We start from the raw sequence: 19,794 nt of genomic DNA, 5'->3' as shown, positions 1-19,794 counted from the left end.
TACTTAAAATATTACGTTAGAAAGGGGTGATGCTATGAATGATACATTAAATGCATCAGAAGCCAGGAAAAAATTCTATCAAATTATGGATGAAGTGAATTTTGGATTCAATACAGTACGTATTGTCAAATCAAATGACAATAATGTTGTGATGGTTTCTAAAAAGAATTGGCTGAAATTATGGAATCAATTAGTATTCTAGATAGTCCTGGTATGACAAGAGATTTAATCAAAAATGCTGAAAATGAAGATTTTAAAGATATGAGAAGATATGAATCAGATACAGAATTTGTCTATGAAATTTATTTTTCAAAAACAGCATTAGAAGGTCTTAAACAATTAGAAAAATTAAATCTTATAAATCAAGCTAGAGACCTTTTGGAATTGATTCAAAAAGATCCTTTTGCACAGCCACCACAATATAATAAATTGGTTGGTAATTTAGATGGATTCTATTCACATAGAATCAACATACACCATAGATTGATTTACAAAGTGTATGAAGAAGAAAAAAAGATTAAAGTTCTCCAATTATAAATTCTATTTTTAAGAAACTTAAAATTTCATTAGGTACAAGAACAAGAACCTTACTCCTTTGAAACCTATAGCGGAAAAGTTCTTCAACTTTTCCTTTTTTAATACCACCTATTCTTAAATTCCTACCATCTATCTTTGTTTTATTGTATCTATGGACTTGCCTTATTATAATGACTTCAGAAAGGAAAGTTCATGAAAGTACAAATTCAAATTGAAAAAGACTGTACGGAAACACAAGTGATCATCATCACAAAAGCTTTGAGTGCATCCATTCAAGAACTGGCATCTCGTATAGAAAAAGAGCCGTTATCTGTATTAACAGGTATACAGGATGAAAAACATGTTCTCATCAAGTCGGAAGAAATCTTTCGTATTTATGCTGACCATGGAAAAGTTTGGATACAAACCAAAAAAGGTCTTTTTCAAATACGAAAAACGCTTTACCAGATAGAAGAGTTGTTAGATGAAAAACAATTTATTCGTATTTCGCATTCAGAAATCATTTCTATATCAAAAATTGTGAATTTTGATCTAAGCTTGAGTGGAACTATCTGTGTAAACTGTATCGATGGTTCAAAAAGCTATGTATCTCGTCGATATGTGCCAAAAATCAAAAAAATATTAGGAATGTGAGGATTGTATGAAAAAAGAAATAGTAAAACGTAGTTTGATGGGAATACCTTTAGGAATCACAATATCCTATTTGTTGTCAATCATAATCTCTTATTTAGCAGGAAGTGAAGATTATATCCCCTGTGCTCCGGCTTTTCTGGCATTATTTGAATCTTCACTGCAAGCGATTTGTGTACAAACTCTATTTTCGTCATTGATGGGTGCTATTTTCAGCGCAGCCAGCCTAATATGGGAAATCGAGTCTTGGAGCCTTTTGAAACAAAGCTTTATACACTTTTTATGTATGAGTATCACCATGTTTCCCATCGCATGGTTCATGCACTGGATGTCTCATACCGCATTCGGTGTTTTAGCATACAGTGTTTTATTCTTTATCCTTTATCTTTGTATATGGCTTATTTTGTATCAAATCCAAAGAAAAGAAATTCAGCGTATGAACCAACATCTTAAAAAAAAGAATGAAAAAAGGGCTGAGCAAACTTCTAATCTTTGATCAGAGTTTGTCACAGTCCCTTTTACCTTATCGCATCACAACATCAACCAGTTGTTTGACCAAAGCGGCATCCACTTGATCATAATCCGATTCATGAGGTGCATCCATATAGGCGTAAGTCACATATTGTGATACTGTTGTTGGATCTTGTGCATAACTTTTACAGGAAGAATGAATCTGATGCACTTGTGCCTTCTCTAACATTTCTTTGGCATTTTGTACATTCATTCCGCTACCCGGTAAAATTTGAATCTTGTCTCCATATGTTTTTTGGATATGTGCAATACATTCGATACCTTCCATCGCTTTTGCCTTTTGTCCGCTGGTCAAAATACGATCCACACCACAGCGAATCAAGCATTGCATCGCTTCATCAATATCAATCGTTACATCAATAGCACGATGAAAAACCGCTTCTTTTTGATACGACTTGATCAGCTTGACCATATCTTGTGTCTTTTCTTCATCGATCGTTTTATCTTCTTTTAAGAAACCAAATACGATTCCATCAGCACCTTGCTCCAATAACATTCTGGCTTCTTCCATCATAATGTCTGTATCCGTTTTGTTGTAACAGAAACCACCGGCACGAGGACGCACCATGCACATCACTTTTAGATCCGTCTCTTTTTTCAAGCGTTTTAGTGCAACTACACTCGGTGTTAATCCACCCACACTTAAAGCGCTGTTAAGTTCGATACGTTTGGCACCACCTTTATAAGCGGCAATTCCATCCTGATAACTTCCACAACAAATTTCTACCTGATTCATCTTATTCACCATCGGCTACCCGTAAAATGCTTAACGCATAGATTTTTGCGTTTTTGATCAAATCACTTCGATCCATCCATTCATTGGGGTTATGGCCGATTCCTTTCTGTCCGGGAAAGCTTGGGCCAAAGGGTACGATATTGGGCATGATCTTGGCATATGTCCCTCCGGTTGTCGTAACCGGTGTCCCGTCCATTCCGGTTACTTTTTCATAAGTTTCTTTTAAAGTCTGACACAAGAAACAGTCTTTTTCAAAGCGTACGGGATCATAATTGCTGGTGCAAGTCAGCTCCAAATGATCAGAAAGCTTTGAGCGAATTTGTTTTAAAATTTCTTCATTGGTGATCACAGCCGGATAGCTTAAAGAAAATTCAAATACTAGTTTTCCTTCATCATCGACCAGCTTCTTGTTTCTTAACTGCATGATACCAAACTCGTCATCTTGAATATCAAGCCCCAGCTTATTGGCATGATCATCACTGGATAACAGGTATTCATTGACAAAGGCATTGAATTCCTTTTGATGATTCATATCGGCTTTGATCTGATAGACACCTCGTCCACGCTCGGCATAGACAACCGGATACTTACAGTCAGGTGTCCAGCCCATGATCGGTGGCTTTTTTACTTTTAAATAGTGCTCCAAATCATGAAATCCTGTTTCTTCATTGGTCCCAAATAAGACCCATACCGGATGTTTGAGCTGAATTTGCAGTTCCTTAATGGCATATAACGCATAGAGATTAGCTAAGATCGGCCCTTTATTATCTAAAATACCACGAGAATAGATTCTTCCGTTTTCATCTTCATAGGCTGAGAATGGTGGCTTCTTCCATCCATCGCCCACCGGTACAACATCTAAATGCCCCATGATACCAATGTAATCATCATCGGATCCATATTTGGCAATACCGACCATATGATCGACATTTTCTGTTTCAAAACCTAATTCATGAGCCAGCTTTAAAGTTTCTTCCAAGGCATCATTGACACCTTTTCCAAAAGGCATATCTTCGCATGGTGTGCCTTCCACACTATCGATACGAACGATTCGTTTGATACCTTCGATCATCTGATCACTGATTTCATCAATTTTTTCTAATAGTTTTTCTTCCATGATAAGCCTACTTACGAACTAAGGGAGCGGTTCGTGTCTTCATATAATTATCCATCCATTCCTGGCTGGCTTCTTCAAAATATTGTTTTCCGTTTTCATCAAACTTTACTAAGTAAACAGTCGGTTTTAAATCTCTTGTAGCCACAACAAAAGAGAACCCTTCAATATTGGTAGCACAGCCCCATTCCCCTTTATTATTCATGGCGATCAAAGACATATCTCCGGCTTTTCCTCGTCTTTCTTTCAACTCTTGATCAAAAGACTGTACCGCAATCTCACAAGCTTCCTGCGGTGTCTTTCCTTCCTTCATCAATCGCACGATCTCATACGATACACAGCCTTTCATCACATCTTCGCCTAAACCGGTCGCACTGGCTCCACCGACCTTGGAATCCACATAGAAACCGGAACCAGATACCGGGGAGTCACCTACACGCCCGGCATGTTTCATAAATAAACCGCTGGTACTGGTTGCACTGGTCATATGCGCATCGGCATCCACACAAACCATACCTACCGTATCGTGTCCGGAGTAAGGTTTCAATTCACTGTCGGCACTTGTTTCTTTAACACGGTTATGATAATGAATCTTGGCTCGTTCCGTTAACATATTTTTTCGTTCAAATCCATGACGATGAGCATATTTTTCTGCACCGGCGCCGACCAGAAAGTTATTGACCGGCTCTTTGGATAGAGCTCTTGCGATACTGACCGGATTGGCAAAATCCTTGATAGCTCCCACACATCCAACATCCAATGTATCGCCATCCATAAAGGCTGCATCCAGTTCAACTTCCATTTCTTCATTAGGAAGTCCACCATAGCCTACACTTTTATAGAATTCAAAATCTTCCACATCTCGAACAGCAGTTTCAATGGCATCCTTGGCATTGCTTCCTTCTTTTAACATCGCATCAGCTTTTGTGATCCCTTCCAAAGCCATGCGCCATGTTGCGATAATTCCGTACATACGCTTCCTCCTGTATTCTAAAAAATCGCTGTTGACAGCGACTATTTGTTTTTAAATTTTTTCATCTGTACGATGGCTTTTTTCAATACCTTTTCGGCATCCATCATACCATAATCGGCAGCATCAATAACCATAACCGGAATTTTGTCCCCATATTTATTGTTGATTTCGTCATACAAAAATTTTGTCTGTGGACCGATCAAAATACAATCCAGTTCGACTTCTTCCAATACTGCATCGATTCTTTTGTATGAATGAGCTTTACATTCAATTGGCAAATTATGCTTGTCTGCCACTTCCTGCATTCTCTGTGCCATCATACTTGTGGACATTCCCTGATCACAAAATAAATATACTCGTTTCATTGTTTCTTCCTCCTATCCCAATTTGTTTTCTAATGCCTGAAACTTCTTAAAAATCAGAATCTGTTGTTGGGCAAATGCTTTAAAATTCTCAGCAGCCATCAGCTGATCTTCTGCATGCATCAACAACATCGTTGGTGATACACCCTGACCGGCTGCTTCCTGTTGAATCAAAGAAGCATGAACTTCATGACCTTTGACCATCACTTCATCGGCTTCATCGATCATATTTTGTGCTTTGGCAAATTCATAGTTTTGCGCCAGCTTTGCCGCTTCGATAAACATAGATTTTGCTGTCCCAACACTGGAAATGATTTGGAAGCAAATCAGTTCTAATCCTTCCATATACTTTTCCTCCGTTTATTTACCATCATTTTACAATAACTACCTTCCCTTTTCTACCAACCGTATTTCCTAGCACCTAGGAAATATAGCGGTAAATCAAGCATTTAAAGTCGTTTGCTTATGCATGACTACAATCCAAAACTTGTGACATTGAATCCATCATAAAATAATAAGCTTTAAATGATCTCACGATCGCAACTTTTATAGTCAGAACCATCTTTAAGCGATAATTCATGCTGTTATAAATGCCAATCACTCATTAAAACAGGCTTCTTCCTTTATGAAAGATTATAGCCAAGGTTTACTTCCTAATGATAGGAAATGGATTCACCCTCTTCTCTTTTAAAAGATGCCTATAATAAAAATAAAGAAAAAGGAGAATCTTTATGTCTAAATCAACCCATTGGAGCCTGGATGCCCTATATACCGGCTATCAGGATCCTCACTTTCAAAACGATGTACAGGCTTTAAAAGAATTATCTTCTAGTTTACTTTCTTTTTGTGAAGACTTGCAGAAAGAAAAAGAAGAATGTATTTTACATGACGGTCTTAAAAAACTGGAGGAGATCCAGGATCTTTGTTATCGATTAAAGATGTACACACAACTGATGTTAAGCGTCGATGCCAACAATACCGATAACATTGCCTGGTCCAACAACATTTTATCTTTGTGTTCCTCTTTAAATCTGTATCAGTCTAAACTTTGGTCGATGATCTTAAACATTGAAAACTTAGAAGAAAAGCTACAGGACGATGAGTTGGCAAAATCCTACTCTTTTATCATTAAGGAAAAGCTTTCGAAGCGATCCCATGCGTTAAGTGACGAACAGGAACAAATCTTATCCATGGTCTATCCGACCAGCTTAAAAGCTTTCTCGGATATGTATTATGCTCTGACCGGTAATGCTAAAGCCTTTTATAATGGCCAGTGGCTGCCTTTGACACAGGTTAAAAATATGTGCCACGATACGAGTTCAAAAGTACGTAAAGAAGCTTATGAAGCCGAACAAAAAGCTTACGAAAGCATTGCCCAGCCATTATCCTTTGCGATCAGTGCCATCAAACAACAACAATACAAAGAATCCCGATTGCGTGGCTATAAAGATCCATTGGAAAAGATGTTGATCGATTCTCGTATGTCTGAAAAAACGTTACAGGCAATGACAGAAAGTATCGAAGAATACTTACCACTTTTTAGAGATTATTTAAAAACTAAAGCTAAACTTTTAGGATATGAAAATGGACTTCCATGGTATGAGATATATGCTACATTAGGAGATTGTGATTTCAACTTCTCCATCGATGATTGTGAAAATTATCTTCTTAAACACTTTAAAAATGTCAGTGAAAACTTATATCGAATGACGAAACAAGCCATTGATGAACATTGGATCGACTATCCAACACGTCCTGGTAAACAACCAGGTGCTTTCTGTGAGAATTTAGGATGGATCCGTCAAAGTCGTATTATCACAAACTACAACAATACATTAAGTGATATCGTAACGGTAGCTCATGAATTAGGGCATGCCTTTCATGGCATGATGATAGAAGACCAGCCTGTTCTTAATCGTGATTATTGTATGCCTTTAGCCGAAACCGCAAGCACCTTTAATGAGAATCTGATCTATAATGCCTTAGCTAAAGATATGGATGAAAAAAATCGTTTGCTGGTCATTGATTCACAATTATCTGCGCTATGTCAAAATATATTAGATATTTATGCTCGATTCCAGTTTGAAAAATCAGTATTTGAACATGTACAACATGGATTCTTAAATGCCGATCAGCTTTGTGATTTGATGAAAAAAGCACTTTTAAAATCCTTTGGAGATGGACTAGATCCAAATTGGATCCATACATACCGTTGGATCACAAAAGTGCATTACTATATACCGGATATTGCTTATTACAACTTCCCTTATACATTTGGCGCCTTATTCTCCAGAGGTTTATATGCCAAATACCAAAAGGAAGGACAAGCCTTTATTCCAAAGTATGAAGCACTTTTAAAGGCTACGACAACCAATACCGTAGAAGATGTAGCCGCCATTGCCGATATTGATTTAAGTGAACCAGATTTCTGGAAACAAAGTTTACAGTCTATCGTAGATCAAATGCACGAATTTTTAGAATTATCCCAGGGAGAAAAGGCATGATATTCGCAAATCTTCACGACGATATAGGCAATGATCTTTTCGATCATAAAGACAGTGATCCTAATCGTTTAGATCACTTTCATTATCCTCGTTTTCGACAAGGAAATATGAAATTTTCGGCCATTGTATGTTGTTTTGATGGAAACCAAGATTGGAAAACCATGCAAGAGACAGTCAGCTATACAGAAACATGTATATTCAATAGCCGCTACTTTTCCTTTGATCCAGATAAAGAAATTCAAGTCTTTATCGCTGTAGAAGGATTATGTGGAATCACAGAAGATCCTGAAGAAAAAATAGAATGGTTGTATGCGCATCATGTACGTATGGCCTCTCTTTGTTGGAATGATGAAAACGCTTTAGCCTGTGGTGCAAAAAAGGGCAATAAGCCTTTAACCGATTTAGGAAAACGTGTCATTCATACTATGAATACCGTTGGCATGGCCGTAGATACCAGTCATTGCTGCGAATGGAACTTTTACGATATTGCCAAAGAGAGCATAAAACCCATTATTGCTTCCCACAGCAATGTCAAAGCACTTTATAATCATTATCGTAATCTTAGCGATCCACAGCTTCAGGTCATCAAAGAAAAGAATGGCTTGGTTGGAGCTATTCCGGTACGCTGGTTTGTCAAAAAGAAAGAAGACAATGCAACGCTGGAAGATTTTATAAATATCCTCATCTATTTAAAAGAGAAGATCGGTATCGAACATATGGCACTAGGCTTTGATTTTATGGATTATATTGAAGGTATGGAAGATAGCAATGTCGTTGGTATGAAAGATATCACGCAGATTCAAAACATTGCCGATGCATTAAAGCACTATTCTTTTACGCCAGAAGAAATCGAAAAGATCTGTTATAGAAATGCATATGATTTTATGCAAAAGTACCTGCAGTAATATAGCTACAGGTACTTTTTATTACCAATTACATTTTTATGTACGAACTTTTGTGCTTGCACTACACTTTTATGTACGAACTTTTGAAAAGCTATGTGTTTTTTTCACAGAGCTTTATACGCAGTTGATAAAATAGTTACTATTCTTCTTTCATGGCTTCCGTACAAAATCTATTCTTCTTCGATCTTGTGGACAATCTTTAAAGATATCTTCATTATGTTTATTCAAATACTGATAAAACATTTTCGGGTTTTGTTTGAGCTTCTGATACAAAGAAATTAAGTTAAGCCGATCCGTAAAAACTTCTTTCGGTGCTCTTTGACAAAATATCATCGCATCATCAAAATCATACGTTTCTATTTCCAAATCCCATTCTTTTACTTTTATATGGATCGTGAGTACATAGCTTTGTCGAATAGTTGCTCTTCGCCCACAAACCGACAATTCCAACGATTCAATATCTGCATACGAAAAAGAATACTGCTCCTGTTTATATTTCAGTAAGAATCCATGCTCATCATACTCTACATGCACATAGCCGGGATACACTCGATATGTCATTTCAAATGGTGTCCTGGAATAAGATCCTGTATAAATAGATGCCAATAAAATATACTGTTTTGAAAGTTCTTTTAAACTCATTTTTTATCTCTTTCTTTCTGTTTATTTTTCCATTTCTGATATCTAGATGTTTTATGCCATGGGCGTTTTTCCCAAAAGTAGTCATCTAAAAACTTATAGGCCTTTTCATGCGACATCTCCAGGATTTTATCTAAATGTTTGGGATCGATCCATTTGGGCGCTTTATCATGTAATACACGGAACACCAGCATAAAGTGTTCTTCCCCATAAAACAGATTGGAATCCAAACGAATGGCTCGTTCAACCTTCGTAAATAAAATGATAAAGAAAGAAAGAAATAAAGTGATTTCCTCCTGTAATCATACCTTTGGTCTGTGCATCCACTTTGACCGCCACCAAATCATCAAAAGATACAAATTCCATACATGATAAATAATCGTTTTTCAAAATATGTATAAACAAATCCCATGAAGAACATGGCGATTGTTTATCCAGATAATAGATACCACCTTCACGAAGTTCAAAGTAGGTAGTCTTACACATATAAACAGACATCAAAAATGTTAGGATAAGCACAAGAATAAAGATCAACGAATTGATCATAGGCTGTGAAAAATTTCCGGAATTCTTCAATAATGTATTCAAAAGATTGCCTAAAAACAAATAACCTAATACAAAAAAATATTAGCAGTCCGGCAATACTATTTATCAATACAGCTCGCCGACTCAATCGATTTTTCACATTACTGGACAACAAGCGACCATAAACCGGTTTTTTGGACCTATATCTTTTTTCTTGTAACGTATCTTCTATGAGATTGGTTACACTGCTGCTTAATGGAAGCTTTTGATTTTCTAACTGCTCACACATTTGATAGATTGCATCCATGTCTTTTCTTTGACGATTCAGCTCTTGTTTACGCTCTTGAATAATCTGATAAAAAGTCTTCTCCTTTTTAAAATACGCTTTGATCGAATCAATGCGGATGCCAAGATTTCGCAATGTGCGAATTTGTTGAAGTCTTTCAATATCTTTCTTTCCATAATCCCGATATCCATTATCAACTCTTGTTGCCTGAATCAAACCTACTTCTTCATAAAAGCGAATATTTCGTGGTGTCATTTGACACATTTCCGCTGCCTTTTTGATTTTCATATCCTTCACCTCACCCTTATAAAACACCTTACAGTTGATGGAAGGTCAATCACTTTTCTAAAAAAGACGAGATTTTGATCTCGCCTAAAATTGTTTTAGTTGTTTTAACAGATTTGTATCCAGACGACGAGCAAATTCAGCCATCAGTAAGACAGTCTGCCAGTAATCCTTTCTATGAATGATCAGACGATGCGAATGCATATAACGTGTGGGAATGGAAAGTGTCATGGTTATAACACCATCATGCGCCTTATGGATATTGTCAGCATCCGTTCCACCGACTGTCATCATATCATAGTTGATATCCAGATTTAAATCTTTACAGATTCGCTCCATTTCATACAGGAAATTTTTGTTACCGATGATACCGGCATCCATCACACTGAGTATGACACCTTTTCCTAGGCCATTAGCTCCTTGATCCATCGGAGTATCCATGCTTGTGGTTACATCTAAAGCAATCGCCACATCCGGATGTAACATATTGCTGGCAGTTCTGGCTCCTCGTAATCCAACTTCTTCCTGTACTGTACCTACACCATACAACGTACAAGCGTGTGCTTCTTTTCGAAGCATGCGCATAACATCGACTACCATAGCAGCACATAAACGATCATCCCATGCTTTTCCCATCAAATAATTAGGGTTATTCATGACAGTAAACTGTGTATCCGGTGTAACCATGTCACCAATCTGAATCCCCAGATCATAGATTTCCTGTGCATTTTCTACACCCATATCCAAAAACAAGTCTAACGGGTGAATGACTTTTTCTTTCACTTCCTTGGAAAGACCATGTGGTGCACTGGAGCCGACGACCCCCTGATATCGTTTTCCTTCCCGTGTTGTTACGACTAGTGTTTGGCTTGGTAGTACATGTCCCCACCAGCCTCCAACCGGCAACAATCGAATAAATCCATTCTTATCAATTTCACGAACCAGAAAGCCCACTTCATCCATGTGACCGGCAATCATCAAAGATACATTTTCTGTACCTTTTTGCACACCGATAATAGAACCATTGTTGTCGTAGGTAATTTCATCGGCATAAGGCTGCATCCATTTTTTCATGATGCGGCTGACTTCTTTTTCGTTGCCACTAATACCATGGGCTTCGCTGAATTCCTTCAGCATCTCTAAATTGATATCTCCTATTGCTTCTTTTGTCATAGAAAACATCCTTTCTAGCGATTATATTCCTTAAACTTCTGTATCTTCTCTTCGTTTAAGCCTTTGACAATTTCAACCAATGCCTTTTTGGCACAATCCAGATCATGCATATCAATTTCTACATTTCCGGTATGAGAGTTTCTGGCACAAACACCCAATGTCAAAGTAGGACAGCCGCTAAACAGCTTATGTACCCAGGCAGAATCCGTCAGTGTCATCGTGTAGTAGTATTGCGAATCGATCTTGTTTTCTTTACAAACTGTTTCCAGTTCTAACAATAATCCACGATTTGGCATCATTCCTTTATCGTAATATCGAATCAGAACGCCTTTTCCTAACTGTCCGACTTCATTGTCTTTTCCTTTATAGTCACTGGCTGCTCCACCATCTAATACAATGCCAAGATCCGGATGAATCAAACCGGTGGCTGTGGTTCCTCCACGTTGTCCAACCTCTTCCATGACGCTGGCACCCACATATAAATCAAAATCCAGTTCTACATCCTTCAATGCCTGTAATAATGCAAGACCCAGTACACAACCGTGGCGAGCATCGGCCGCCTTGGCCATGATACGATTTTGATGTAAGGTTGTATATTCACCGGTAAAAACTGCCGTATCCCCGGCCATGATGCCTTGTGTCTGTACTTCTTCTTTACTGTCTGCTCCGATATCGATGCGCATTCCTTTTACATCGTTATTTTTTATCGCATCTTCATCGGCTACGATTACACCGATCAATTCTTTTTCGCGTGTCTGAATACGCACTCTGCTTCCATATAAAGCCTTTTCTTCAATTGGCCCGATCTTGATAAAAGACAATAATCCATTCTCCTGAATTTCTGTGATCATCAAACCAACTTCATCCATATGGGCACAAACCATCACACGTTTCGCATTTTCTTTTTTACTTTTCTTGAGCGCAAATACCGATCCTAAATTATCATAAACGATTTTATCGCATAGTACTTGATAAGCCTTTGCCAAGTAACGAGAAACTCTTTTTTCATCACCTGATACACCTATGATCTGTGTTAATTCTTTCATCCATTCATTATACATAATTAAGCCACCTTTCTCTGTCAGTTTTATTATAGGCTTTTTTCGTTTCTTCATATTTTAAGGTTGTTTCCTAGCTTATAGGAAGTCAAAAAAAAGAGGTCTGTGGATAGTGGAGTGACCTCTTTGGAAAGTTTAATTTTAATAGGCGTGTTCCTGAATAAACGCTGTCGTATCTTCTTTATTCGCTAACATACGCGCAAATACGCACATTTCGCTTAATGCTTCGTTTAATCCGGTTCCACCTTTTTTTGGCATTTTCAAGATCGTAACTTTATCTTTGAATTCTTCAATGGCTTGTTCACATTCTTTGGACATGATCGCAAAAGCCGGAATATCCGTATGCTCGTTGATCGTTAGTGCTGTCTTGGCTGCCATCCATCCATAGCCTGGATAGTTAAAACATGGCCCACAGATCACTACATCCGGATTAAACTTTTTAGCCATGGCCGCAAACTTCCTGGCATTCGTTTCCGGATCTTCTTTGAATGTTCCATCTCCACAATACAATGTGGCAATGATCTTACCATCATTTTGTTGCATAAAACGTTCAAACATTCCACAGGAGCCAATCGCCATTGCCTTTCCTCCCATCGCAAGATCCGGGCTTTCTTTACCGCCTAACCCTGCCTGGGTCTGATCAAAAATCATCATTACTTTCATCAGTATGCCTCCTTATCGTTATTATACTATATAAGCACAAAAACAGGCATCAGGATAGATGGCCTGCTTTTGTATCAATCTTATAGATCGTCTAAATCTAAATCATCAAAAGAAATGTCTTCTTCTTCGCCACCGGCAGCTTCCGCATTAGCCTCATCCTGCAGATATTTTTTATCCAATGTCTTTAAGAATGGGAAGTAGATCAACATGTTCAGTACCAGTAAGAACAACTGCCATACACTGGCTGTCCAGGAACCGGTAGAAAGCCATCCGGAGAATCCGATTGGGGTTGTCCAAGGCAAGTTTACACCGGTTGTCTTTGGAATGATTTCCCAAAGTGTGGCAAAATAAGACAATGTCAGGTTCAACATCGGAGCCAGAATGAATGGAATCGCAATAATTGGGTTCAATACAACTGGTAAACCAAAGATGATTGGTTCGTTGATTCCAAAGAAACCTGGTACGATAGACAAACGTCCCAATTGTTTGATTCGCTGTGACTTACAAACCGTACACATCAAAATCACAAGACCTAATGTGGAACCTCCGCCTCCAAAGTTGGTAAAGAAGTTACTGAATGGGTTGGTAAAGATATATGGTAATTCTTTTCCAGCTTCAAATGCCAATAACTGCTGTGCCGTTAATACATTTCCGATGAAGTAAACAGAGTTACATACAGCCGGACCGTTGATACCAAAGAACCAAAGGAAAGAACACATGAATGTATATAGTGCATTAGCTCCTAATGTATCACCTAAACCTTGTAATGGTGTCTGTAAGATTGCAACAACAAAGTCCTGCATTGTTCCAAATTCTGTAAAGGAAAACAGAATTCGAATCAGGAAGGCAGCTGCCATAACCATTGCACTTGGTACTAAAGCGGCAAAAGAATCGGTAACTGCCGGAGGAACACCCTTAGGCATTTTGATCGTCCATCCTTTTTTATAGGCAAAACAGAACAACCATACACCTAAAATCGCACAAATCAACGCCATGAAGATACCATCTGGTCCGATGTAGTCAAAAGACAAACCGGCAACGGTAGCACCTTCTACCAAATTACCATCTGCATCGCTGGCAATGTGTGTCGTTGGCATTAAAATAAAGAACGCAACAACCGCAACAGCTGCGCCCTGAATCTTATCGCCGCCAAATTCACGAGCCATCGCATACCCTGTACCTAAAGCTGTTAATAAACCGGTACAGTTAAAGGATGCCTTAGATACTGCTGTAAACCATCCTGTCCAATCTGGACCTAATACAGATGAGATTGCCTCATTCCACCCTGGAATAGGGAAGTTTGCGATCAACAAGAAAATAGATCCAACGATCAACAATGGTGTCGTTATCAAGAATCCATCTCGAATCGCAATCAAAACTCGGTTTTTCGTAAGAATATCTGCCATTGGCATGAGCAGTTTTTCGAGTTTATCCATAATATACCCTCTCTTTCTTGAAATAACGTTAACATTTTGTGAAAATTCATACAAAATAAATGATTTCCTATCTCTAGGAAATCAATTCTCATCTTTTGTACTAATAATATGCGTATGCGCAATAAAGTCATGAATCATCTTTCGGGAAGGACTGGCCAGTCCAATCAAAATCGAAACTGCGGAAATGATTCCAAATAAATAGACCGCAAGATCCATGATATTAAAATCGGTAAACAGCTGCAGAATCTGACGAAGATAGCTGGAACTGTTAGCTAAATACCCTTCGACAATCATGATTCCCAAGCCTTCTCTTAGTAGGATCGTTTTAAAATCCACATCGCTTCCATCATCTTTTACGACCTTCAGCTTAAAGATACGCTTTCCAAAGCTTTGTCCCTTATAGACTTTTAGCTCTACAACAAAATAATAGCCCAGATAAAAGACGATAGCTAAAATACCGGCTATAACGGCCCAGCCTAATGGTAAGGTACTTAAATCCTGTGTGATCGTTGTATTATGATTGATCGATGTGGCAATCAAAGTAATCGGAATACCGGCAAACATCGATGCGATATACCAGTCAATCAAATAGGCACCTACACGAGAAAAGTTATTCACACTCGTCTTCTGTAGCTGTATCCCGGCCCTTATATTATGTTTTTTACTCATGATAGTCCTCCTATTCAACGATCTTGGCGACAAAGTCGTCGTAATCTTTTGTTTCCAGTAAAGCGGCAAAATGATTGGCATTGTTGATCATACCGCTTAACCACTCAAAGAACATGATCAGAAGATCCTGATGTTCTTCATTGACCGCCAGCAGCAAAACCATCTTGACATCAAATTCGCCCCATTTGATTGGACGCTTTAAGAAACCAACAGAAATGGCCGGCCGAAAGCTTGGTACATTCAAAGAATGCGGTACCGCAAAAGAATAGACAAAACTGGTGGCAGCCACTTCCTCTCTTTTCAAAACCGCCTCTTTAAATGAAGAATCGCAATAGCCTTTCTTCTCCAAATTATCACACATATAAGTAATCACTTCCGTAGGTGTGCGCAATTCCAGATTCTTATAAAACAGCTCCGGTTCAATCAGATCAATTAACTCATCTTCAAATTTTTGTTGATAGCGCTTTTTATCCAAAGCATTCAATGCCTGAAAGATCTTACTTTCATCTTCGGTACTGATAAACAAAGAAATCTGAATCGTTGAAATATCTAAATTGTGCTGCAGCTGCAGTGTTGTCAAAATCAGATCCGGATTTAACTCTTTGATCATCTTTTCTTCAAAGAAACTGGAACAGTTAATTACTGTCATTCGCTCCGAAAACAGCGTATCGACTTTTCTTAACAAGATATCCCCAAAAGCCTGATCGACCGGATAGATCATCACAACTCGATACTTTTGAAAAGAATGCGATCTTTCATAAGCGGCTCCTAAATGGAGTGCCAAAAAACCAACTTCATTTTCTGATACCTGCATATCTAATGTTTCATTTAAGATTTGTCCGACATGAATCGCCAATTCAAAGACAAGCGGATATTTTCTCTTTAATTCCTGTAAATATAGATTCGATACGACAATATCCTTTTTCTTTCGTTCGATCAAGCCTTGTATATGAAGAGCCAAACCGGTTCTTAGATCGAGATCTTTGACAAAATCGATATCAAAATCTTCTTTGATCATCGTGACGATCTTTGTCACCAGATCATTGACATTGATGCCATCGGTTACGCTTTGTACAAGGTCGTTATGCATCGTAATTGCTTTCTTCCCTCGCAACAAAAGTGCCAGTAACACGACTTCATTTTCATTGACATCGATATGGATCGATTGTGCCATCGTATCAAAGAACTCTTTGGTGATGCTGTATTCCTTGGTGTTTCTAAGCTCCGGTGTATCTCTGGAAGTTTCCACATAATTGTGGTGGATCATTCTCTCTAATGCTATTCCTACATGAATCATCAACATAGGTTTTTGCATTTCACGAACATGAAAATTGTACTTTTTAAACATCTTGTCCAAAACTTCTTTGGCATACTCCAAATCTAAATCATGAAACATACTGGAAAGTCGGTTTAAATTCAAAAAGTTTCCCTGTGTTTCTTCAAACAGTAATTGCTTATAAAGTTTCCGTTTACTTTCTTCACTGCCATCCAAACGAATACAGTTTTTAGAGCGAATCAAAGAAAGATCCTGGTACGGCTCCAACATCTTTTTGATGCGTTTGATATCATTATCGATAGAATATCCACTAATAAAAACTTGTTCCTGAAGATCTAACAAGTTGATTTGTTTCTTTTCTAAAATTAACTCCTGCAAAATATATGTACAACGCTCATCCGGTGTCTGCGGAATCGATACCGCATTGAGTTCGATTGGCAATGTCGTCAGTATTTCTTCATTGATTCGATAACCACTGCGTAAATTCGATTCAATCAAATGCGCATTGTATGTACGATTGATCGTATCGATATCACTTCGTATCGTTCGATCTGAAACATTCATCAAACGGGCAAATTCCTTACCCGTGATCCATTTCTTCGAATCCTGCAAGAGCATGATGATTTTTTCCTGTCGTTTATTTAACATAGTCTAATCCCTTACTTTATTGTATGCATCCTCTTTATTTTGTCCATTTTTCCTGTTTCCTAATATTAGGAAATAAAATCTTTGCGGTTTTTCCTTATCTGTTAGGAAGACAATCTGTGATAGAATCTCTGTATTTTTCTCTATAATGGCTTCTGTACTAAAGGAAGGTTCATTATGGCTTCTCAGATTCATCAACTTCAAAAAAACAAAATCACACGTTTTATATTTTCGGTCCTTTTGATCCTAAGCAGTGCATGGATGCAGGTTTATATCATACAGGTTTTTATGAATCCTTGCGACCTGCTTTCCAGCGGATTTACTGGTCTTTCCATTCTGATCAATCGCATCACTCAACTGCTTGGCATTGATTTTTCCGTATCCTTGGGCATCTTAGTTTTAAATATTCCAGCCGCTCTTTTGTGCTATAAAAGCGTATCCCATCGCTTTACATTTTTAAGCTGCCTGCAGTTTGGTTTAGTTTCTCTATTTCTTCAAGTTTTTAATTTTACACCTTTTTTCTATGACAAGATGTTAAATATACTGTTTGGAGGTTTTTTATACGGTCTTTCCATCGTTCTTGCCTTAAAAGCCGATGCCTCAACCGGAGGTACCGATTTTATTGCTCTCTATGTATCCAATAAAATCCATAAGAGTTTATGGGATTATGTATTTTTATTCAATGCTACTTTGATATTGATCTTCGGTGCTCTCTTTGGTTGGGAAGCAGCCGGTTATTCCCTGGTTTTTCAGTTTATCTCAACCAAGACCATTTCTGGTTTTTATGATCGTTATGCCCAGGTAACTCTGGAAATCACCACCGATGATCCGGAAACGGTCAGTGATGTTTTTATCGATCATTTCCGTCATGGCATGACAATTTTAAAAGGGCAGGGTGCTTATAGTAAAAAGCCTTATTATGTCTGCAAAACCGTTATCAGCACCTATGAACAACGTGATGCTATTGATTGCATACGTAATGTCAAACCCGATGTTTTGATCAATGTCTATAAGACGCATCACTTCTACGGTGCTTTCTATCAAAAACCCATTGAATAAAATAAAAAGTTTTGAAGTTCGATACCTCTTTGAAAAAATGCGTTCTTTTAAATATATAAATAATATCGAATAAAATGTATGATTTTGTCTATTTTATGCGTATTGATTAATAGGTGGTTTAATCATCTCACATTTAAACGAATTAGGTCATATTTTGGAACTGGACAAGCAGTATTTTGATGCCCAGTCCAAAATCATTCTTTCTTTTAAATTGCTTCAAGCTGTTCTTCTTCAACAATGTTTAGACAAATGTAAACATCTTTCCCTGCAAGAAACAGCTTCTCTGATTCAGCCAGTCTCATCCCTTCCAAGATGAGCGATGCATTCTGATTCGTATTGAAGCCCAAGATGAAGAATACTATACGTATCGTCTTTTCCGCCGTGGTCTTTAATATGCCTATCAACTCATTGCCGGCCAACAAAACCATTCTCCAGGATTTCAGAACATATTGTACGATGAGGGCTCGATGTTCGATCGATTTGGATCTGCTTGCGCAATGCGAAGAAAAAAGATAGCTACTGGTTAGAATATACAACCGAAGAAAAGAAAGAAAAACGAAGACTTTCGATTTGATCCAGAGATCTATGGAATCTCAAAAGATATCATGGAGTTATTATCTTTACTGTTTCTATCCGACAGAGAATTCAACCAAATTCTATTAATCCTAGAAAAGATTCATGTTTGAGAAATGTGCACATTTGTCCAGGGCGCTTTTCTGGCACGGAAAAAGAAAGTTGGATAATTTAATTGACAACATTTCCATTTTATTGGAAAGTAGCACAATTTCAGATATCCACCAAGCTTTTTCTATTCTTCATGTTCAAAACGAATTACAGCCTAAAATTCTTGAACAATTGAATTTTCATTCATCCTTTTAATATATAAAAAATTCTCCTGGTCTATTTTCATTATCCGGAGAATTTTTTGTGTGTAGCCACTTTTTAAATCAAATTCAATTTTCGTAACGCCCAGCTGATTCCTTCTTCTTTGGCAGACGGAGCTTTTAGATCGGCTAACTCTTGTAAATGCGGGGCATGCTTTCCAATTAAAACACTGCAGCTTGCTTCCTTTAACATCTCCATGTCATTATCACTATCACCAAAGGCGATACTTGTAGAACATGGAAGTGATAATTCTTTCAACAACATGCGCATACCACTGGCTTTCGAGTGCCCTTTTAAAACAGCCTCCGCTTTAAGATTTGGGAAGTTGATGAAGTCAAAATCTTCCTTTAATAGATTTTCAAATTCATCTTTTTGTTTTTGATCTGTATAATAGAGACTCATCTTAGAAAACGCAAAAGAAGGATCCTCTGTAGACAACATATTTACATTCATTCGTTTAAAAAAGGAAATCACCTGGTTCAGCTGATCTGAATACGTCTGATCGACAAACAGGCCACCATGACCTTCTAAAAACGCATCGAGCCGACATGTGCGTAAAGCCTTGAGCACACGCTCTTTTTGAATCGATGTAGCTTGTACTTCATATAATATCTGCCCGCGATATCGAATATACGTGCCACATCCGCAAATAACACCATCTAGCGGTAAATCTCTTGCCTGTCCTTCCAAAGAAGAAAAACAACGTCCGGTATTGATAAAGATCAAGTTGCCTTCTTTTCGCAAAGTTCTTAAATTCTGTATTGTTTCTTTTGAAACTTCATTGGTTTCCGGTACACGTAAAGTACCATCAAAATCAAAAAATAATGTATGCATAAAGATTCCTTTCCAGACAACTTATATATTATAGGCTATTTTTCTAAAATCAAAAAATAAGATTTTTCC

Annotated in this window: 24 protein-coding genes; 7 read left to right on the top strand and 17 right to left on the bottom strand. The window is 37.8% G+C overall.

Annotation, left to right across the window (positions count from 1 at the left end; translation table 11 throughout):
- Positions 1–34: 34 nt before the first annotated feature.
- From ACTQX6_RS05955 to ACTQX6_RS05940, 4 genes are all read left to right on the top strand, one after another.
- A complete protein-coding gene (locus ACTQX6_RS05955) occupies positions 35–202 on the top strand; it encodes a type II toxin-antitoxin system Phd/YefM family antitoxin (RefSeq protein ID WP_117445566.1) in 168 nt (55 codons plus the stop codon).
- An 11-nt stretch (positions 203–213) separates the two neighbouring features.
- Positions 214–537, top strand: a complete 324-nt coding sequence (locus ACTQX6_RS05950) for a Txe/YoeB family addiction module toxin (RefSeq protein ID WP_272001543.1) — start codon at positions 214–216, stop codon at positions 535–537.
- 192 nt (positions 538–729) lie between these two features.
- Positions 730–1,170 (top strand): LytTR family DNA-binding domain-containing protein, encoded by a 441-nt coding sequence (locus tag ACTQX6_RS05945; RefSeq protein WP_272001541.1) that lies wholly within the window; start codon positions 730–732, stop codon positions 1,168–1,170.
- A gap of 7 nt (positions 1,171–1,177) precedes the next feature.
- Positions 1,178–1,663, top strand: a complete 486-nt coding sequence (locus tag ACTQX6_RS05940) for a DUF3021 domain-containing protein (protein ID WP_294686481.1) — start codon at positions 1,178–1,180, stop codon at positions 1,661–1,663.
- A gap of 27 nt (positions 1,664–1,690) precedes the next feature.
- Here ACTQX6_RS05940 and ACTQX6_RS05935 read toward each other — a convergent pair whose 3' ends face one another.
- From ACTQX6_RS05935 to ACTQX6_RS05915, 5 genes are read right to left on the bottom strand one after another with little or no spacing between them, the layout of a single operon-like run.
- On the bottom strand, positions 1,691–2,434 hold the full coding sequence (locus ACTQX6_RS05935; RefSeq protein WP_294686483.1) for a copper homeostasis protein CutC: 744 nt from the start codon (positions 2,432–2,434) through the stop codon (positions 1,691–1,693).
- Between the two features lies 1 nt (position 2,435).
- Positions 2,436–3,551 (bottom strand): Sapep family Mn(2+)-dependent dipeptidase, encoded by a 1,116-nt coding sequence (locus ACTQX6_RS05930; RefSeq protein ID WP_294686485.1) that lies wholly within the window; start codon positions 3,549–3,551, stop codon positions 2,436–2,438.
- A gap of 7 nt (positions 3,552–3,558) precedes the next feature.
- Positions 3,559–4,521 (bottom strand): N(4)-(beta-N-acetylglucosaminyl)-L-asparaginase, encoded by a 963-nt coding sequence (locus ACTQX6_RS05925; protein ID WP_117445561.1) that lies wholly within the window; start codon positions 4,519–4,521, stop codon positions 3,559–3,561.
- A 41-nt stretch (positions 4,522–4,562) separates the two neighbouring features.
- Positions 4,563–4,886 (bottom strand): PTS sugar transporter subunit IIB, encoded by a 324-nt coding sequence (locus tag ACTQX6_RS05920; RefSeq protein ID WP_117445560.1) that lies wholly within the window; start codon positions 4,884–4,886, stop codon positions 4,563–4,565.
- Positions 4,887–4,898: 12 nt separating this feature from the next.
- The gene (locus ACTQX6_RS05915) at positions 4,899–5,228 is read right to left on the bottom strand and encodes a PTS lactose/cellobiose transporter subunit IIA (protein ID WP_117445559.1); all 330 of its coding nucleotides are present in this window, start codon (positions 5,226–5,228) and stop codon (positions 4,899–4,901) included.
- 386 nt (positions 5,229–5,614) lie between these two features.
- Here ACTQX6_RS05915 and ACTQX6_RS05910 point away from each other — a divergent pair, with 386 nt between their 5' ends.
- Complete coding sequence (locus ACTQX6_RS05910; RefSeq protein WP_294686491.1) at positions 5,615–7,387, top strand: M3 family oligoendopeptidase; 1,773 nt, start codon at positions 5,615–5,617, stop codon at positions 7,385–7,387.
- Positions 7,384–8,292 carry a dipeptidase gene (locus tag ACTQX6_RS05905; RefSeq protein ID WP_168964725.1) on the top strand — a complete coding sequence of 303 codons (909 nt, stop codon included), beginning with the start codon at positions 7,384–7,386 and terminating at the stop codon, positions 8,290–8,292. The genes ACTQX6_RS05910 and ACTQX6_RS05905 overlap by 4 nt, the downstream gene beginning before the upstream one ends.
- 150 nt (positions 8,293–8,442) lie before the next feature.
- Here the strand turns inward: ACTQX6_RS05905 and ACTQX6_RS05900 are convergent, their stop codons facing one another.
- The 10 genes from ACTQX6_RS05900 to ACTQX6_RS05855 form a co-directional block, all read right to left on the bottom strand.
- A complete protein-coding gene (locus ACTQX6_RS05900) occupies positions 8,443–8,934 on the bottom strand; it encodes a hypothetical protein (protein ID WP_294686496.1) in 492 nt (163 codons plus the stop codon).
- Positions 8,931–9,125, bottom strand: a complete 195-nt coding sequence (locus ACTQX6_RS05895) for a hypothetical protein (RefSeq protein ID WP_294686498.1) — start codon at positions 9,123–9,125, stop codon at positions 8,931–8,933. The genes ACTQX6_RS05900 and ACTQX6_RS05895 overlap by 4 nt, the downstream gene beginning before the upstream one ends.
- A gap of 49 nt (positions 9,126–9,174) precedes the next feature.
- Positions 9,175–9,417 (bottom strand): hypothetical protein, encoded by a 243-nt coding sequence (locus tag ACTQX6_RS05890; RefSeq protein WP_294686499.1) that lies wholly within the window; start codon positions 9,415–9,417, stop codon positions 9,175–9,177.
- Positions 9,410–10,030 (bottom strand): MerR family transcriptional regulator, encoded by a 621-nt coding sequence (locus ACTQX6_RS05885; RefSeq protein WP_195222464.1) that lies wholly within the window; start codon positions 10,028–10,030, stop codon positions 9,410–9,412. The genes ACTQX6_RS05890 and ACTQX6_RS05885 overlap by 8 nt, the downstream gene beginning before the upstream one ends.
- An 84-nt stretch (positions 10,031–10,114) precedes the next feature.
- Positions 10,115–11,200 carry a M42 family metallopeptidase gene (locus ACTQX6_RS05880; RefSeq protein WP_294686502.1) on the bottom strand — a complete coding sequence of 362 codons (1,086 nt, stop codon included), beginning with the start codon at positions 11,198–11,200 and terminating at the stop codon, positions 10,115–10,117.
- Positions 11,201–11,214: 14 nt separating this feature from the next.
- Positions 11,215–12,261: a M42 family metallopeptidase gene (locus tag ACTQX6_RS05875; RefSeq protein ID WP_195222465.1), complete on the bottom strand. Its 1,047-nt coding sequence runs from the start codon at positions 12,259–12,261 to the stop codon at positions 11,215–11,217.
- Between the two features lie 138 nt (positions 12,262–12,399).
- Complete coding sequence (locus ACTQX6_RS05870) at positions 12,400–12,921, bottom strand: GrdB-related putative oxidoreductase (RefSeq protein ID WP_272001521.1); 522 nt, start codon at positions 12,919–12,921, stop codon at positions 12,400–12,402.
- An 80-nt stretch (positions 12,922–13,001) separates the two neighbouring features.
- A complete protein-coding gene (locus ACTQX6_RS05865; RefSeq protein ID WP_366558431.1) occupies positions 13,002–14,360 on the bottom strand; it encodes a PTS sugar transporter subunit IIC in 1,359 nt (452 codons plus the stop codon).
- A 78-nt stretch (positions 14,361–14,438) separates the two neighbouring features.
- Positions 14,439–15,026, bottom strand: a complete 588-nt coding sequence (locus tag ACTQX6_RS05860) for an RDD family protein (protein ID WP_195222466.1) — start codon at positions 15,024–15,026, stop codon at positions 14,439–14,441.
- 10 nt (positions 15,027–15,036) lie between these two features.
- Positions 15,037–16,950: a BglG family transcription antiterminator gene (locus ACTQX6_RS05855; RefSeq protein ID WP_117445542.1), complete on the bottom strand. Its 1,914-nt coding sequence runs from the start codon at positions 16,948–16,950 to the stop codon at positions 15,037–15,039.
- 174 nt (positions 16,951–17,124) lie between these two features.
- On the opposite strand from ACTQX6_RS05855, the gene ACTQX6_RS05850 reads away from it, so the two are divergent.
- Positions 17,125–18,006, top strand: a complete 882-nt coding sequence (locus tag ACTQX6_RS05850; protein WP_294686517.1) for a YitT family protein — start codon at positions 17,125–17,127, stop codon at positions 18,004–18,006.
- A 206-nt stretch (positions 18,007–18,212) separates the two neighbouring features.
- Here the strand turns inward: ACTQX6_RS05850 and ACTQX6_RS05845 are convergent, their stop codons facing one another.
- Together ACTQX6_RS05845 and ACTQX6_RS05840 are read right to left on the bottom strand one after the other, a co-directional pair.
- Positions 18,213–18,428, bottom strand: coding sequence for a hypothetical protein (locus ACTQX6_RS05845; protein ID WP_441657372.1), 216 nt, complete (start codon positions 18,426–18,428; stop codon positions 18,213–18,215).
- Positions 18,429–18,948: 520 nt separating this feature from the next.
- Complete coding sequence (locus ACTQX6_RS05840; RefSeq protein WP_272001514.1) at positions 18,949–19,725, bottom strand: HAD-IIB family hydrolase; 777 nt, start codon at positions 19,723–19,725, stop codon at positions 18,949–18,951.
- Positions 19,726–19,794: the final 69 nt, after the last annotated feature.

Source organism: Faecalicoccus sp. LCP19S3_E2 (genome assembly GCF_052121255.1).
GTDB lineage: Bacteria > Bacillota_I > Bacilli_A > Erysipelotrichales > Erysipelotrichaceae > Faecalicoccus.
This window is presented reverse-complemented; position numbering and strand designations above follow the sequence as displayed.